Annotated in this window: 17 protein-coding genes and 1 pseudogene; 12 read left to right on the forward strand and 6 right to left on the reverse strand. The window is 68.7% G+C overall.

Going from position 1 to position 15,617, the window contains the following annotated elements; translation table 11 throughout:
• The first annotated feature begins 71 nt into the window (after positions 1–71).
• The 3 genes from BLQ77_RS04130 to BLQ77_RS04140 all read left to right on the forward strand — a co-directional run bounded on the left by BLQ77_RS04130 (position 72) and on the right by BLQ77_RS04140 (position 2,479).
• Positions 72–1,244: a thiolase family protein gene (locus tag BLQ77_RS04130; RefSeq protein WP_089955704.1), complete on the forward strand. Its 1,173-nt coding sequence runs from the start codon at positions 72–74 to the stop codon at positions 1,242–1,244.
• A gap of 88 nt (positions 1,245–1,332) precedes the next feature.
• A complete protein-coding gene (gene msrC / locus BLQ77_RS04135; protein WP_089955708.1) occupies positions 1,333–1,785 on the forward strand; it encodes a free L-methionine (R)-S-oxide reductase MsrC in 453 nt (150 codons plus the stop codon).
• 46 nt (positions 1,786–1,831) lie between these two features.
• A complete protein-coding gene (locus BLQ77_RS04140) occupies positions 1,832–2,479 on the forward strand; it encodes an RluA family pseudouridine synthase (protein WP_089955710.1) in 648 nt (215 codons plus the stop codon).
• Here the strand turns inward: BLQ77_RS04140 and BLQ77_RS04145 are convergent.
• From BLQ77_RS04145 to BLQ77_RS04155, 3 genes are all read right to left on the reverse strand, one after another.
• Complete coding sequence (locus BLQ77_RS04145) at positions 2,428–3,240, reverse strand: glycosyltransferase family 32 protein (protein WP_089955713.1); 813 nt, start codon at positions 3,238–3,240, stop codon at positions 2,428–2,430. The two genes, BLQ77_RS04140 and BLQ77_RS04145, sit on opposite strands and share 52 nt — an antisense overlap.
• Positions 3,241–3,482: 242 nt before the next feature.
• Positions 3,483–3,722, reverse strand: coding sequence for a hypothetical protein (locus tag BLQ77_RS04150; protein WP_089955716.1), 240 nt, complete (start codon positions 3,720–3,722; stop codon positions 3,483–3,485).
• A complete protein-coding gene (locus BLQ77_RS04155) occupies positions 3,722–3,901 on the reverse strand; it encodes a hypothetical protein (protein WP_089955719.1) in 180 nt (59 codons plus the stop codon). The genes BLQ77_RS04150 and BLQ77_RS04155 overlap by 1 nt, the downstream gene beginning before the upstream one ends.
• A 13-nt stretch (positions 3,902–3,914) precedes the next feature.
• On the opposite strand from BLQ77_RS04155, the gene BLQ77_RS04160 reads away from it, so the two are divergent.
• From BLQ77_RS04160 to BLQ77_RS04175, 3 genes and pseudogenes are all read left to right on the forward strand, one after another.
• Positions 3,915–4,325 (forward strand): Hint domain-containing protein, encoded by a 411-nt coding sequence (locus BLQ77_RS04160; protein WP_089955721.1) that lies wholly within the window; start codon positions 3,915–3,917, stop codon positions 4,323–4,325.
• A gap of 255 nt (positions 4,326–4,580) precedes the next feature.
• Positions 4,581–4,859: an alkyl sulfatase dimerization domain-containing protein gene (locus tag BLQ77_RS29810; RefSeq protein ID WP_089955724.1), complete on the forward strand. Its 279-nt coding sequence runs from the start codon at positions 4,581–4,583 to the stop codon at positions 4,857–4,859.
• Positions 4,850–5,592, forward strand: a pseudogene (locus BLQ77_RS04175) (alkyl sulfatase C-terminal domain-containing protein). Before BLQ77_RS29810 ends, BLQ77_RS04175 begins: the two are co-directional and overlap by 10 nt.
• A gap of 334 nt (positions 5,593–5,926) precedes the next feature.
• Here BLQ77_RS04175 and BLQ77_RS04180 read toward each other — a convergent pair.
• Complete coding sequence (locus tag BLQ77_RS04180; RefSeq protein WP_089955732.1) at positions 5,927–7,366, reverse strand: aldehyde dehydrogenase family protein; 1,440 nt, start codon at positions 7,364–7,366, stop codon at positions 5,927–5,929.
• A gap of 164 nt (positions 7,367–7,530) precedes the next feature.
• On the opposite strand from BLQ77_RS04180, the gene BLQ77_RS04185 reads away from it, so the two are divergent.
• Positions 7,531–8,184, forward strand: a complete 654-nt coding sequence (locus BLQ77_RS04185; RefSeq protein WP_008884022.1) for a redoxin domain-containing protein — start codon at positions 7,531–7,533, stop codon at positions 8,182–8,184.
• An 81-nt stretch (positions 8,185–8,265) separates the two neighbouring features.
• Here the strand turns inward: BLQ77_RS04185 and BLQ77_RS04190 are convergent, their stop codons facing one another.
• Both BLQ77_RS04190 and glyA read right to left on the reverse strand, forming a co-directional pair.
• Positions 8,266–9,888: an MFS transporter gene (locus BLQ77_RS04190; RefSeq protein ID WP_008886221.1), complete on the reverse strand. Its 1,623-nt coding sequence runs from the start codon at positions 9,886–9,888 to the stop codon at positions 8,266–8,268.
• Between the two features lie 740 nt (positions 9,889–10,628).
• Positions 10,629–11,924: a serine hydroxymethyltransferase gene (gene glyA / locus BLQ77_RS04195; protein WP_008886271.1), complete on the reverse strand. Its 1,296-nt coding sequence runs from the start codon at positions 11,922–11,924 to the stop codon at positions 10,629–10,631.
• A 173-nt stretch (positions 11,925–12,097) separates the two neighbouring features.
• Here glyA and BLQ77_RS04200 point away from each other — a divergent pair, with 173 nt between their 5' ends.
• From BLQ77_RS04200 to BLQ77_RS04220, 5 genes are all read left to right on the forward strand, one after another.
• Entirely contained in the window at positions 12,098–12,859 is a 762-nt protein-coding gene (locus BLQ77_RS04200) for an NAD kinase (RefSeq protein WP_089955736.1), read from the forward strand.
• Positions 12,860–12,945: 86 nt separating this feature from the next.
• Entirely contained in the window at positions 12,946–13,149 is a 204-nt protein-coding gene (locus tag BLQ77_RS04205) for a CsbD family protein (RefSeq protein WP_008883744.1), read from the forward strand.
• A gap of 196 nt (positions 13,150–13,345) precedes the next feature.
• Positions 13,346–13,729, forward strand: a complete 384-nt coding sequence (gene gloA2, locus BLQ77_RS04210; protein ID WP_089955740.1) for an SMU1112c/YaeR family gloxylase I-like metalloprotein — start codon at positions 13,346–13,348, stop codon at positions 13,727–13,729.
• A 70-nt stretch (positions 13,730–13,799) separates the two neighbouring features.
• Positions 13,800–14,639, forward strand: a complete 840-nt coding sequence (locus BLQ77_RS04215; RefSeq protein WP_089955743.1) for a 2-keto-4-pentenoate hydratase — start codon at positions 13,800–13,802, stop codon at positions 14,637–14,639.
• A 288-nt stretch (positions 14,640–14,927) separates the two neighbouring features.
• Positions 14,928–15,560, forward strand: a complete 633-nt coding sequence (locus BLQ77_RS04220; RefSeq protein ID WP_089955746.1) for a glutathione S-transferase family protein — start codon at positions 14,928–14,930, stop codon at positions 15,558–15,560.
• The last annotated feature ends 57 nt before the right edge of the window (positions 15,561–15,617 follow it).

Below are 15,617 nucleotides of genomic sequence, written 5' to 3' on the forward strand. Positions count from 1 at the left end.
ATCACGGGCAGGCTAGACGGCATTCCTTACCATTCGGTATGCAGGGCCATCGGGTCGAAGGAGGAGACGACATGTCCGAGGTTGTGATCACCGGCGCGGCGCGCACCGCGATGGGCGGATTCCAGGGGGTCTTCGCCGATCTTCCGGCGGCCGAGCTTGGGGGCGCCGCGATCCGCGCCGCCCATGCCGAGGCCGGCATGCCCTCGGTGGACGAGCTCTGGATGGGCTGCGTGCTGCCCGCGGGCCAGGGCCAGGCGCCGGCCCGTCAGGCGGGCTTCGCGGCCGGGCTCGGCGAGACAGTGCCGGCGACCACGCTCAACAAGATGTGCGGCTCCGGCATGAAGGCGGTGATGGCGGCGCGCGACCAGATCGCGCTCGGCCAGGCGGTCACAGTGATCGCCGGCGGCATGGAAAGCATGACCGGCGCCCCCTACCTGCTGCCCAGGATGCGCGGCGGCGCCCGCATCGGCCATGACAAGGTGATCGACCACATGTTCCTCGACGGGCTCGAGGACGCCTACGACAAGGGCCGCCTCATGGGCACCTTCGCCGAGGAGTGCGCCGAGGCCTTCCAGTTCACCCGCGAAGCCCAGGACCAGTACGCCATCGCCTCGCTCGACAACGCGCTCGACGCCGAGCGCAGCGGCGCCCTCGCGAACGAGATCACCCCGGTGCACATCCACGCCCGCACCGGCGAAGAGATCATCACCCGCGACGAACAGCCCGGCCGCGCGCGACCGCAGAAGATCCCGTCGCTGAAACCCGCCTTCCGCAAGAACGGCACGGTGACCGCGGCCAATTCCTCGTCGATCTCCGACGGCGCCGCGGCACTGGTCCTCACCACCCTCGACCAAGCCACCGCCACCGGCGCCACGCCGCGCGCCCGCATCCTCGGCCACGCCAGCCACGCCCAGGCGCCGCACCTTTTCCCCACCGCACCGATCCCCGCCGCGCAGGCCCTGCTCGACCGCATCGGCTGGAAGAAGGGCGACGTCGATCTCTGGGAGGTCAACGAGGCCTTCGCCGTGGTCCCCATGGCCTTCATGAAGGAGATGCGCCTGCCCCGCGACGTGGTGAACGTGAACGGCGGCGCCTGCGCGCTCGGCCACCCGATCGGCGCCAGCGGCGCGCGCATCATCGTGACGCTGCTCAACGCGCTGGAAACCCGGGGCCTCAGGCGCGGCGTCGCCGCCATCTGCATCGGCGGTGGCGAGGGCACGGCGATTGCCATAGAACGCCTCTGACCCTTCATCTTGCCAGATAAACTCCGGGGGTGAGGCGCGCATGCGCCGAGGGGGCAGCGCCCCCTGCCCCGCCGCCACGAGGACCACCATGACCGTCGACTATCCCACGCTCGCCAGGACCGTCGCCGCGCTGACCGAAGGCGAGGACGACGCGGTGGCGCTCATGGCCACCCTCGCCTGCGAGATCCATCATTCCGACGACCGCTTCGACTGGACCGGCTTCTACCGGGTGACCGCGCCCGGGCTGCTCAAGATCGGTCCCTACCAGGGCGGCCACGGCTGCCTCGTCATCCCGTTCTCGCGCGGCGTCTGCGGCGCCTGCGCGCGCAGCGGCGAGACCCAACTCGTGCCCGACGTCGAGGCATTCCCCGGCCACATCGCCTGCGCCAGCTCGACCCGCTCCGAGCTCGTCCTGCCGGTGCGCGACCGCTCAGGCGCCATCATCGCCGTGCTCGACATCGACAGCGACCTGCCCGACGCCTTCACCGAGGCCGACGCGACCGCGTTGCAGGATATCCTCGACGCGACCTTCGCACGCTGACCCGGGCCCCTTGCGGCGCGGCCCGGGCTTTGCCAAAGGGGGCTGCATGAGCGATATCTACGATCCGCCCAAGGGCGACATCCCCATCCTGCACGCCGACACCGACCTGCTGGTGGTCGACAAGCCCGCGGGGCTTCTCTCCGTGCCCGGCAAGGGCGAGGCGCTCGCCGACTGCCTGATCACCCGGCTCGAAGCGGCCTTTCCCACCGTGCGGCTGGTGCATCGGCTCGACCGCGACACCTCGGGGGTGATGGTCTTCGCGCTCACCGCCCATGCGCAACGCCACCTCGGGATGCAGTTCGAGACCCGCAAGACACGCAAGACCTATGTCGCCCGGGTCGCCGGACGGCTCGAGCCGAAGACCGGCACGGTCGATCTGCCGCTGATCGTGGACTGGCCCAACCGGCCGCTGCAGAAGGTCTGCCACGAGACCGGCAAGCCCGCGCTCACCGACTACAAGGTGACCAAGTCGAACGACACCGAAAGCCGTGTCCGCCTGCACCCGCTGACCGGCCGCAGCCACCAGCTGCGGGTGCACATGCTGGCCCTCGGCCACCCGATCCTCGGCGACCCGCTCTACGCTCCCGAGACCGCGTCGCAGTACCCCCGCATGATGCTCCACGCCGAAGAACTGCGCCTGCATCACCCGGAAAGCGGCATTGGTGTGAAGTTCCGCGCCAAGACCCCCTTCTGACGCGCCTCCCCCGGCAGCGCCGACCCGAAGCCGTCTGAGCGACCCCGGACGACAGCCCGCCACCCGAGCCTGTCCCCCCATGCCGACAACGCGTCGCGGCGGGGGGGCGCCTCGCGGTCCCCGACGACCTTCGTCAGCGCCGTGTGGACGGCGTGGGAGACCTCGCCGGTCTGGGCGTTCCAGTAGTGCGACGTGCTCTTGCAGGGCAGCGCCATGTGCGGGTGGACCTGCCGGTGCAGAAACGCGCGCGGCAGCAGGTGAGTGTCGACAAGCGCGGCCCCGGGGTCCTCGATCAGGTGCAGGGCGGTGGCGCGGGTGAGCATGCCGGGGCCGGTCTTGGCGTTGTCCCGCCCGAGCATCGCGCGCAGCGACAGGTCGACGGCCCTGGCGATGACGGGATGGCCACGGGGCGCGCAGAGGAGGTTGTTCTCGATGCTGCCGAGCGTCGGCTCGGGGAACACGACCAGCCCGGCGCCATGCTGCAGCAAGGCCTCCTGGGGGCCGGTCAGCAGGTCGTCCGCGTCGGCATAGATTCCGCCATCCGCCATCAGCAGGAAGTCGCTCTCCTCGGCGACGTGGCTGGCGAGCTTGAAGGCCCGCACGTGCTCGGTGCAGTCAGTGTCGCGCAGCCAGCGGAGGGCCGAGCCCCGGTCGAAGAGCGTGTCGTGCCAGCCCGGGACCGCGCGCCAGCTCTCCATGATCGCCCGAATCGAGTCCGGGACCTCGGTGCGGTTCCAGTACTGGACGATGCGCCGCGGCACGATCGACGCCGCCGCGGGGCGGGCATCCCAGGGTGTACGGTCTGCCAGGCGTCGATGACCTTCTTCGCGGCGAAGTGGTGCCTGCGCACCAGCTGTGGCGGCGGGGCCTTGCCCGGGCGCCTGCGCCGCTGGTCCTCGTAGAGCCGGAGCTCCGAGACCAGCGCGCCGCGGTGCACGACCCCGAACTGCGAGGCGAGCTTGCGGGACTGACCGGGCGCGGTCTTGATGGCGATGGTCTCCGCCTAGGCATCCTCGAGCCGCCCGAGCGCCAGCAGCGCACGCAGCAGGCTCAGGTCGCCGGCGCCGCGCTGCCGGTTGGCGATCTGCGCCCGGATGAGACGGGCCGCCTCGGCCATCTCGCCGGTCTCCATCGCCAGCAGCTGGCGCAGCCCGTCGATCTCGGCGGGGTTCCGACCGCGGTCCAGCGCGTCGAGCCACTCGCGGGCCTCCCCGGTCTCGCCGCTGCGGACATAGGCCTGCATCAGCCTCCGCCGCTGGCCCGACACGCCCGCCCTGCGGCCTCGGCGATGCCCTGATCGCCCGGAAGCACGCCAAGAGCCTCGTCCGCGAGACGGAGACAGGCCCTGGCATCCTTGCGCTTGCGCGCCACCTCCAGCCGACCGAGCCGGGTCTCGCGGTGCAGCGGATCTGCCGCGTGCAATCGGCCTCAGCCGATGCGCGTCCGGCAGGACAGCTTCGCGCCCGGCGAGCCGCATCGCGACCTGCTGCTCATCGCCAGCCACGGGGTGATCGTCGATGACCTCGTGATCGACGCCGGGGCGCTGGTCAACGGCACAACCGTTTCCCATGTGCCGAAATCCGAGCTTCCGCCTACCGTCACCTACGACCACATAAAGACCAGCGACCATGACGTGATCCTGGCCGAGGGACCCGAGACCGAAACCTTCGTCGACGACGTGGGCCGCAAGGCATTCGCCAACTACGACGAATACGTCGCGCTCTATGGCCACGAGGAGGTGATTGCCGAGATGCCGACGTCCAGGATCTTTACCCGGCGACTCGTCCCCGCGTCCATTCGCGCAAGGCTGGCAGCGCGAGGGAACGCCCTCGACCGGGCGGCCTGACACCACTCGCGGTTCGGCATGGGGATGGCGGCCGAAAATCGCCCGCCATCTTTCGCGTGGGACCTGCGGAGGCGGTGGACCGTGCCGCGGTGGGCGAGGTGCTGCGCGACATCGCCAAGGACGACCGGCGCGCGGCGGACGTGATCGTCAATCTGCGGCACACTCCGCTTCGTCTGCAGCCCGAGGAAGAATGCTTGCATCGAGCTCGCCCTGCCGGCGCCATGAGCGAGGACGCCCACCGACACCACGCAGGCGATGAACAACGCGGGCGGGTACCGCTGGGTCGCCACCGCGCTTAAACACATGGCCTTTGCAGAGCCCGACAATGCCGAGGCGAAGAACCTGCTCGCCGACGCGCTGACCCAGATGGGCCACCAGACCAAGATCGGCCCATGGCGGAACTTCCAGCTCTCGGGCGCCAAGGAACTTCGCGACGGCGTCGTCGAGGCCGCCCCCCCCCTGCAACCGCCTCGCCCGACATCGTGCGCAACCTGCCGCTGGGGACCTGCCTCGATTATCTCGCGGTGCGCCTGAACCACCGCGAGGCCGCCGGGCAGGAGATCGCGCTCGACTTCATGATGACTGATGTCGGCGACGCGTTCGAGGCTACGGTGACCAACAGCGTGATGAACGACACGCTGGACGGCCAGGGGCCGAGGCGGACGCCACTGTGACGCTGGACCGGACCGTGCTCGACGGCATCAACCTCGGCCAGACCACGACGATGGACGCGATCGCAGGCGGCTGCGATACGGTCGACGGCGACGCGCAGAAGGTCGAGGACGTCGTGGGCCTACTTGACGGTCTGGCTCAACATCGTGACGCCCTGAGCGGGGCCCTGCTCCGCACGGAGCGTCGCTTGCCGAAGAGCAGAGAAAGACGCCTCCCCGGAGGCGGCTTTTGCTGTCGGGTGGCCGTCCGATGCCCGCGGGAATGGCGTCTCGCCTCCCGCGGTCGTCAGGTCCTGTTTTCCGGCGCGGCAGTCACATCGGAGTGGGTACAGAACTTGCCACATGTCCGCCACATTTTCGCCCAAATCATGAATGATAGGTTCATCTCTCGGATCAGCCGAGGGCTGGCCGGGCTCTGCGGGAACCGCCGCAAAGCCACTTTCGACTTGGTAGGGGTATCGGACATGTATGCTGGAGCCATTGCAGTCATCGTCGCTCTCGGCTGTGTCGCGGAATTGTTTGAAGTCCGCGCTGAAAAGCGTCGTTCGGAAGCCGCGAAATCCAAGCGCGAAGATTTTCCCGGTCTGAGAGACTGACGAGATCCTTCCCGGGTCGCCCTCTGCCGACCCGGACGAAGCTACCTTGGTCTGTTTGGCCGGTTGTTCCCAATCATAGCCCAGAAGACCCGATCCGCTCCGGCCTTGCAGAGCGTGACGCGGGGCAACGCATCTTCAGGCAGCTCTCACCGAGACTGAACCCAACGTTCTCCACGGCGAGAGCCCGAGCGCCAGGGCCCACCCACGCCTGACCGAACACGTGCACGATGCGGTGTTCGCGCGGCGCTTGGCGCCGATCGTCACGCGACACTCCCCCTAAAAGCCCCCTAAAGGAAAGAGGCGGCCCGTTGGCCGCCTCCCCTGTCGTCCGGTCTTACTCGGCGGCCCAGCCCGAGACCGCCTTGATCTCGAGGAAGTCGTGGATCCCGAGGATCCCCGCCTCGCGGCCGTTGCCCGACTGCTTCATGCCGCCGAAGGGCGCGCCCGGGGCGCGGCTCTTGCCGTTCATCTCCACCATGCCAGAGCGCAGCTGCCGCGCGAGGCGGTGGCGGCGTTCGGTGTCGGTGGACTGCACGTAGTTGGTCAGGCCGTAGGGCGTGTCGTTGGCGATCTCGACCGCCTCTTCCTCGGTTTCGAACTTCATGATCGACAGCACCGGCCCGAAGATCTCTTCGCGCGCGATGGTCATGTCCGGGGTCACGTCGGCAAAGACCGTGGGGCGCACGTAGAAGCCCTTGTTGAAGCCCTCGGGACGGCCGGGCCCGCCGGCGACGAGCCGCGCGCCTTCCTTGATGCCGGTCTCGATGAGGCCCTGGATCTTGTCGTACTGCACCGCGTTCACCACCGGGCCAATGTGCCTGCCGTCTTCCGAGGGCGCGCCCACGGTGACCGACTGCGCCACGGCGGCGGCTTCCTCGACCACGCGGTCGTAGATCGGTGCCTCGACCATCATGCGCGAGGGCGCGTTGCAGCTCTGGCCCGAGTTCTGCATCATGTGCAGCACGCCGCGCTTGACCGCCTTGTCGTCGGCATCGGCGAAGATCAGGTTGGCGCCCTTGCCCCCGAGCTCGAGGTGCACGCGCTTCAGGGTCTCGGCGGCGGTCTTCGAAATCGCGCGGCCGGCGCGGGTCGAGCCGGTGAAGCTCACCATGTCCACGTCCGCGTGACCCGAAAGCTGGGTGCCCACGCCCACGCCGTCACCGTTCACGAGGTTGAACACGCCCTTCGGGAAGCCAGCGGCGTCCATCATCTCGGCGAAGAGCATGGCCGAAAGCGGGCTCTCTTCCGACGGCTTCAGGATCATGGTGCAGCCGGCGACGGCGGCGGCGCCGACCTTCAGCGTCACCTGGTTCATCGGCCAGTTCCACGGGGTGATCAGCGCACAGACGCCGACGGCCTCGTGGATCATGCGGGTGTCGGGGAACGCCTCGGAGAAGGCCTTGTCGAACTCGAAGGTCTTGGCGGCGTCGATGAAGTTCTTCAGGTGAAAGCTGCCGGCGCCCACCTGGCTGGCGCGCGACAGCGCGATGGGCGCGCCCATCTCGAGCGTCATCGCCTGCGCCATTTCCTCGGCGCGCTCAAGGTAGACCGCGAGCAGCTTCTCGACGAGCGCGATGCGCTCTGCCACCGGGGTCGCCATCCAGCCCGGCAGCGCGCGCTTTGCGGCGGCCACCGCGGCGTCGGTGTCGGCCTGTCCGCCGAGGGCGATCACCGCGCAGGGCTCTTCGGTCGCCGGGTCGATCACCTGGTGGTCGCGGCCCTCGAGCGCATCCACCCAGGCACCGTCGATGTAAAACTGACGCTTCTCGATCATCTGAAGTCTCCCTTCGTGAGATTTGATCAAATTCTCTCTTGGGCGACACTCTGTCACGCGCCCTCTCCCGCCGCAAGCCGGGGTCTTTACATCGTGACCCGAGACTGTACCTAAATCAGAGAGACCCACGTCCGGCCCCGCACGGACAGGAAAGGAGACTTCCAATGGCACTGCGCATCAACGACGAAATTCCCAACCTTCACGTCGTCACCGACCTTGGCGAGTACGATCTGCACGACTGGATCGGCGACAGCTGGGCGATTTTCTTTTCGCATCCCAAGGACTTCACCCCGGTCTGCACCACCGAGTTCGGCGCCGTGGCGCAGCTTGCCGACGAATGGGCGAAGCGCGGCACCAAGGTGATGGGCATCTCGGTCGACGGCGTCGAGGAGCACAAGCGCTGGAAGGGCGACATCGAGAAGACCTCGGGCGCGTCCGCCGGCTTCCCGATCGTGGCCGACGATGACCTGAAGATGGCCAAGGCGCTCGACATGCTGCCCGCCGACGCCTACCTGCCCGACGGCCGCACCCCCGCCGACAGCGCCACTGTGCGCTCGGTGTTCATCGTGGCGCCGAACAAGAAGGTGCAGCTGATGATGACCTACCCGATGTCGGTGGGCCGCAACTTCGCCGAGGTGCTCCGTGCCCTCGACGGCCTGCAGCGCACCTACGAGCAGCCGCTCGCCGTGCCCGCCAACTGGGAAACCGGCAAGGACGTGATCGTGGCCCTGTCGCTCGACGACGCGGCGGCGGCAGAGAAATACGGCGAGCTCGACATCAAGCTGCCCTACCTGCGCTACGCCAAGGACCCGGCCTGATCCACGGCCCCCTGAACGGCCCCCTGAGATGACGAAGGCCCGCCTGTCACGGCGGGCCTTTTTGCTGGCGGGCGGCGCCCCTCAGACGTCGAAGCGATAGACCCCGCCCCGCCCCCGCGCGATGGCGTGGCGCTCGATCATCCGCCTCGTGTGCGGCGGCTCGCTGCCGCGATGCAGCTCCAGCAGCCGCGCATAGGTGCCGTGGTCGGCCTTGGTCCGGCGGGTGTTGTGGCGGATGTACTCGACCCAGGTCGGTACGTGGTAGGTCTCCTGCCAGATCCGCGGGTTCTCGAGATCGCGCATCAGCACCCAGTTCTGCGCCCCGTCGCGGATCCGCACGCGGCGGCGCTCGGCCATGACCTCGAGGAACTGCGGCAGGTCCTGCGGGTCGATCTCGAACTCGGTGACAGCCACCACCGGCCCGCTGCGCGGCTGCACGTCGAGCTGCAGCATCGGCTCGCGGAAGAGCCCCAGCGGCGACAGGTCGAGATTGCCGTATTCCGGCAGCGGCCGGCGCAGACCGACCGCGGCGGCGAGTGCAAGGATGCCGGCCGCGCCTGCGAAGGCCACCAGCAGGCTCTGCCCGTCCGAGACCGCGCCCCAGAGCCAGCTGCCCAGCGCCATGCCGCCGAAGCTGGCGGACTGGTAGAGCGCGATGGCGCGGCCCACCACCCAGCGCGGCGTCGAGAGCTGCACCGTCACGTTGAAGAGCGACAGCGCCACCACCCAGGCCGCGCCGCTCAGCATCAGCGCGGGCAGGCAGAGCCAGAGCGAGGGCGACACCGCCAGCCCGGCGGTCGAGGCCATCGCCACCAGCGCCGCCAGCCGCACGATGTGCTCGTTGTCCATGCTCGCGCGCAGCCGGGAATTGGCCATCGCGCCGCCGATGGCGCCGACCCCGAAGGAGCCCAGCAGGATACCGTAGGTCGTCGCGTCGCCGCCCAGCCGCTCATGCGCCACCACGGGAAGCAGCGACAGCGCCGCCACCGAGCCGAGGCCGAAGAGGAACGCGCGCCCCATGACGTTGACGAGGTTCGGCGACATGGCGACGTAGCGCAGGCCCGACTGGATCGCGAGGCGCAGCGGCTCGCGCGGCAGCGCGTCGTCCGGCACCGGTGCCTTCCAGAGCCAGAGCGCGCCGATCATGGCGACATAGCTCACCGCGTTCAGCGCGAAGGCGGCCGCGGCGCCCGCCGCCGCCACGATGATGCCGCCGATGGCCGGGCCGATGGAGCGCATGGCGTTGAAGGCCATGGAGTTCAGCGCCACCGCCGAGGGCAGCTCGGAGCGCGGCACGATGTCCCCCATCGAGGCCTGCCACGACGGGTTGAAGAAGGTCGAGCCGGTGCCGATCATGAAGGTCAGCAGCACCAGCAGCCACGGCGTCATCAGCCCGGCCCACGCCAGCAGGGTCAGCAGCGTTGCCGTCGCCATCATGAAGAGCTGCGCCCCGATCATCACCTTGCGGCGGTCGTGGCTGTCCGCCAGCGTGCCCGCGAAGACCGCGAACAGCATGGTCGGCACCGTCACCCCGGCCTGCACGAGGCCCACCATGGCGTCGCTGTCGCTGATCTGGGTCATCATCCAGCCCGCGCCCACCGACTGCACCAGCGTGCCGAGGTTCGACACGAGCGAGGCCAACCATCGGTTGCGGAAGGCAGGAAAGCGCAGGACGGACAGGGGGTTGGATACGGGCTGAGGCATGGCGTGATCCGGGATTGCGGCAACCGCCGGACCGCGGGCCATGCCTCAAACTGTCACAGCCCCGGGCAGGGTCAACCCCCCTTCCCCGAAACGCTGGCGACTTGCCTCGCCCGGAGGCCACGGTCCGGCGGAATGCCTGCCAATAGCGCCCGGTATGCGCATACGTCCCGCCGGGCGCGTCAGTCCCCGGCCACTCACGTCGCTTATGGGCACAGCCCCCTCTGCGCGGCCGGCTTGCCCGCCACGGGCTCCGATCTGCGGCCGGCCAATCCCTGCCGGAAAGTCCCTGACGCAGCGCTGTCCCCGTCCGGGGCGGGGTCAGGATGCCAAGCGGGGCGATCATTACTCCAGATGCAAGGGCACCGCCTCCCCTTCACACGGGACAAGCCACCAACCGGCCTGACTGGCAGGGCGCTGACGAGCGCTTCCAGACGGCCAGATTTGCCGTCGTGGCGGCCTCATTACGCGACCAGCGATCACGAACGCGACGGGAGGCACCGGTCTTTGGCGTCGTCTCGCTTCGGAGACGGGCTGTAGCGGTCCCCGGAGGCCCGGCTCGTCGACGGCAGCGATTGCGCGACTTTCCGAAAACTACCCCGCGGGCAAGAAAATCCAACCCAGCGCACGCCCCGACCCGAGCGCAGGAAAACCCGGCCCGGCGCTTGGACCCGACCCGTGCGCACGAAAAAAGGGCCGGTGCGCACGGCACCGGCCCCTTCCGATAGATCTGTCCCGAGGGCTCAGAGCGTCGGGTACATCGGGAAGCGCTTCAGGAACTCGGTGACTTCGCCGCGGACCTTGGCCTCGACCTCGCCGTTGCCGTCCTCACCGTTGGCGGCAAGACCGTCGACCACCTCGATGATCCAGTCGGCGATCTGGCGGAACTCTTCCTCGCCGAAGCCGCGGGTGGTGCCGGCGGGCGAGCCCAGACGGATGCCGCTGGTCACGGTCGGCTTCTCGGGGTCGAAGGGCACACCGTTCTTGTTGCAGGTGATGTGCGCACGGCCCAGCGCCTTCTCGGTCGCGTTGCCCTTCACGCCCTTGGGGCGCAGGTCCACCAGCACGACATGGGTGTCGGTGCCATGGGTCACGGTGTCGAGCCCGCCCTTGATCAGCTGGTCAGAGAGCGCCTGCGCGTTCTTCACCACCTGAGCGGCGTAGGTCTTGAACTCGGGCTTCAGCGCCTCGCCGAAGGCCACGGCCTTGCCGGCGATGACATGCATCAGCGGACCGCCCTGGATGCCCGGGAAGATCGCCGAGTTGACCTTCTTGGCGATGGTCTCGTCGTTGGTCAGGATCATGCCGCCGCGCGGACCGCGGAGGGTCTTGTGCGTCGTGGTGGTGGCCACGTGGGCATGGGGGAACGGCGACGGGTGCTGACCGCCGGCCACGAGGCCCGCGAAGTGCGCCATGTCGACCATCAGGTAGGCACCGACGCTGTCCGCGATTTCGCGCATCTTGGCGAAGTCGATCTGGCGCGGGATGGCCGAGCCGCCGGCGACGATGATCTTGGGCTTGTGCTCGTTGGCGAGCTCCTGCACCTGATCGTAGTCGAGACGGTTGTCCTGCTGGCGCACGCCGTACTGGATGGCGTTGAACCACTTGCCCGACTGGTTCGGCTTGGCGCCGTGGGTCAGGTGGCCGCCGGCGTCGAGCGACATGCCGAGGATGGTGTCACCGGGCTGGATCAGCGCCTGGTAGACGCCCTGGTTGGCCTGGCTGCCCGAGTTCGGCTGAACGTTCACGTACTCGCAGCCGAACAGCGCCTTGGCGCGGTCGATGGCGAGGTTCTCGGCCACGTCCACCCACTCGCAGCCACCGTAGTAGCGCTTGCCCGGGTAACCCTCGGCGTACTTGTTGGTCATCACCGACCCCTGCGCTTCCATCACGGCGCGGGAGACGATGTTCTCGGAGGCGATCAGCTCGATCTCGTCGCGCTGACGACCGAGTTCGCCGGTGATCGAGGCGAAGAGTTCGGGGTCGCGGTCGGAGAGCGACTGGGTGAAGAAACCGTCATCGCGGTGCGGTGCGTTCATGAGGCGGGTCTCCCGGTGTCGTCATGGATTCGTCACGTGGCGACTAGGTAAAGGAAACCGGCGCCCCCGCAAAGGGATCAAAGCGGCATTGTTCCGGTACAACGGCGACGGCTCTGGCAGGTTGCGGAAACTTGTGCTTGTTTCGGAACCGAACGACCGAGTTCGGGAAACCCATGTCGCTGAAAATCGCCTTTTGCGCCTCGAATGCAGCCATCGCCCAATCCGCGCTGGAGGGGCTTACCCGCCGCTACGGCAACCACGCCGAGAACGGCGCGGACGTGATCGTGGCGCTGGGGGGTGACGGCTTCATGCTGCACACGCTGCACCGGACCGAAGAGCTGGCGGTGCCGGTCTACGGCATGAACCGGGGCACCGTGGGCTTCCTGATGAACGCCTATTCCGAGCACGCGCTCGAGGAACGGCTCGCCGCCGCCGAGGAGGCGGTGATCAACCCGCTCTCGATGCGCGCCCACCGCGCCGACGGCAGCACCCATCGGGCCCTCGCAATCAACGAAGTCTCGCTGCTGCGCGGCGGGCCGCAGGCGGCGCGGCTGGCGATCTACGTGGACGGCAAGCTGCGCATGCCCGAACTGGTCTGCGACGGTGCGCTGCTGGCCACGCCCGCGGGCTCCACGGCCTACAACTACTCGGCCCACGGCCCGATCCTTCCCATCGGCTCCGACGTGCTGGCGCTGACCGCGGTCGCCGCCTTCCGGCCCCGGCGCTGGCGCGGCGCGCTGCTGCCCAAGGCCGCCGAGGTCACCTTCGAGGTGCTCGAACCCGAGAAACGCCCGGTCATGGCCGAGGCCGACAGCCAGTCGGTTCGCGACGTGCTGCGGGTCGAGGTGCGCTCGGAACCCTCGGTCGCGCACCGGGTGCTCTTCGATCCGGGCCACGGGCTCGAGGAACGGCTGATCCGCGAACAATTCGTCTGATCGTCACGGAACCGGCAGGCGGATCCCGGCGTTTTGCTGTCGAACCCCGCGATGAGGCGGGACAGCCTGACGAAAGGAGACTTCCGATGAATTGGGATGTTATCGAAGGCAAGTGGAAACAGTTCAAGGGTGAGGCCCAGGTGCAATGGGGCAAGCTCACCAACGACGATCTCGACCGGATCGAGGGCAACCGCGACAAGCTGGTTGGCGCGATTCAGGAGCGCTACGGCATCGAAAAAGACGAGGCCGAGAAACAGGTCGACGCCTTCCACAACAAGCACGCGACCTGATTTTAGGCCCCGTAAGGCACGTACCCCGTAAGGCACGTACCGGCCCCGGCTTTCCCTCGCCGGGGCCTTCGTGTGTCCGGACCCCGGGTTTCCGGGCAATATCCGCCCTCTCATGCCCTGCACCGCCCCTTGTACCGCCTGCCGCGATCCGCTCTCTATGGCGCATCGACGCAGGGGCTGTGGCCGGGGGACGCGCATGATCGAGGGTTTTCACCACGTCGCGGTGATCTGCGGCGACTACGCCCGCAGCAAGGCCTTCTACACCGAGGTACTGGGCCTCGCGATCCTTGCCGAGACCCACCGGGCCGAGCGTGACAGCTGGAAACTCGACCTCGCGCTTCCGGGCGGCGGCCAGATCGAGCTCTTCAGCTTCCCCGCCCCGCCCGACCGTCCCGACCGCCCCGAGGCCAAGGGGCTCCGCCACCTCGCCTTCACCGTTGCCGATGTCGAGGCCGCCCGCGACCGGCTCGAGGCGCAGGGCGTCGCGGTCGAGCCCATCCGCACCGACGCGCTGACCGGCAAGCGCTTCACCTTCTTCGCTGATCCCGACGGGCTGCCTCTCGAGCTCTACGAGCGCTGAGCCGCGAATCCGTTGCCCGGTGCCGGCCGCGCTGCCATGCTTTGCGCATTGTACCGGGGGGAGGACACCCATGTTCCGCATCATTCTGGCCGCGCTGCTCGCGGCCGGCACCGCGTCCGCTGACTGCGCCGGCGACGCCGAGATTTCCGCATATGTCGACGCCTACCTGTCGCGCACGCCCGCCAAGGCGCTTGGCGCCGACGGCAGCCTCGAGGACGCGCTCTGCACGCAGGGCAAGCTGATCGCGGCGCTCGAGCCCGAGATGGGCCCCGTGGTGGGCTACAAGGTCGGGCTCACCAGCAAGCCAGCGCAAGAGCATTTCGGCGTCAGCGAACCGGTGATGGGCGTGCTTTACCGCGACATGCTGCTGGAAGACGGCGCCGAGGTGCCCGCGGGCTTCGGCACCGTGCCGCTGATCGAGGCCGACCTGCTGCTGGTGGTGGGCGACAACGGCATCCGCGAGGCCACCACGCCGGATGAGGTCGTGGCGCATCTCTCGGCGCTCCGACCCTTCATCGAGCTGCCCGATCTCACCTTCGCCGAGGGCGAGCCGGTAAACGGCATCACCCTCACCGCCATCGGCGTCGCCGCCCGGCTGGGCGTGGTCGGCGCCGACATCCCCGTCGAGGATCCCGCCGAGATCTCGCAGGCGCTGGCGTCGATGGCGGTGACGCTCGCCGCCGCGGACGGCACGACGCTGACCGAGGCTCCCGGTGCGGCGGTGCTCGGCCACCCCGCCAACGCGGTGCTGTGGCTGATGTCGAAAGGCGTGACGCTCAGGGCGGGCGACGTGGTCAGCGTGGGCTCCTTCGGCCCGCTCCTGCCCATCGCCAAGGCCGGTGACGGCGCGACGCTCACCTACGCCGGACTGCCGGGCGACCCGACCGTCTCGGTGCGCTTCGCCGACTGAGGCGCCTTGGCTTCTGCGGGACGCGAAAGCGGTGTTCGGCCGGGATCATCGGGCTGGACACCGGATGCTCCGACGCGTCACGCGCCTCTGCGCCGGACCGTCGACCCGGCTCGCCGGAACGTCCGGCCCACGGCAAGAACCGGGGAGTCGCGCCCCTTGCGTCCCCCTCTTCGGGAAGCCGGGAGAACACCGGCATTACCCCCGTCGCCCCTCAGGATTTTCTTCTTGTCACAACCCGGCGCGATGACGGACCATCGCGACGCAAACGGAAAGCAGGGTGCGCTCCCAATGTCCGAAATCATCTTCTACACCAACCCCATGTCCCGCGGCCGCATCGTGCGGTGGATGCTCGAGGAGCTCGGTCAGCCATACGAGACGCGGGTGCTCGCGTATGGACCGCCGATGAAATCGCGAGACTACCTGGCGATCAACCCCATGGGAAAGGTTCCCGCTGTGCAACATGGAGAGGCCGTCGTGACCGAAGCCGCCGCCTGCTGCGCCTATCTTGCTGCCGCCTTCCCCGAAGCAGGGCTCGCGCCTGAACCGGGCACGCCCGAGAGCGCGGCCTACCTGCGCTGGATGTTCTTCGCCGCGGGACCGGGCGAGGCGGCGATCACCAACGCCCACTTCAATTTCTCGCTGCCGGACGACCCGCAGGCGCGCGGACGCGCCGGGTACGGATCGCTGGAGGCGGTCGCCGATGCACTCGCTGCGATGCTCTCGGACGGGCGAGACTACGTCACCGGAACGACCTTCAGCGCCGCGGATGTCTATGTCGGGTCGCAAATTCTCTGGGGACGGATGCTCGGTTCTCTCCCCGAGAGGCCCGGATTTTCCGACTACGCCGAGCGCCTGACAACACGCCCCGCCGCCGTGCGGGCGCGCGAGATCGACGATGCGTTGATGGCCTCATCCGGTTGAGCAGGCCCGGATCGAACGAGCGGTAACGCACGCGGCCGGGCGCCACGGCGGGACCTG

Source organism: Salipiger thiooxidans (genome assembly GCF_900102075.1).
GTDB classification, from domain to species: Bacteria; Pseudomonadota; Alphaproteobacteria; order Rhodobacterales; family Rhodobacteraceae; genus Salipiger; species Salipiger thiooxidans.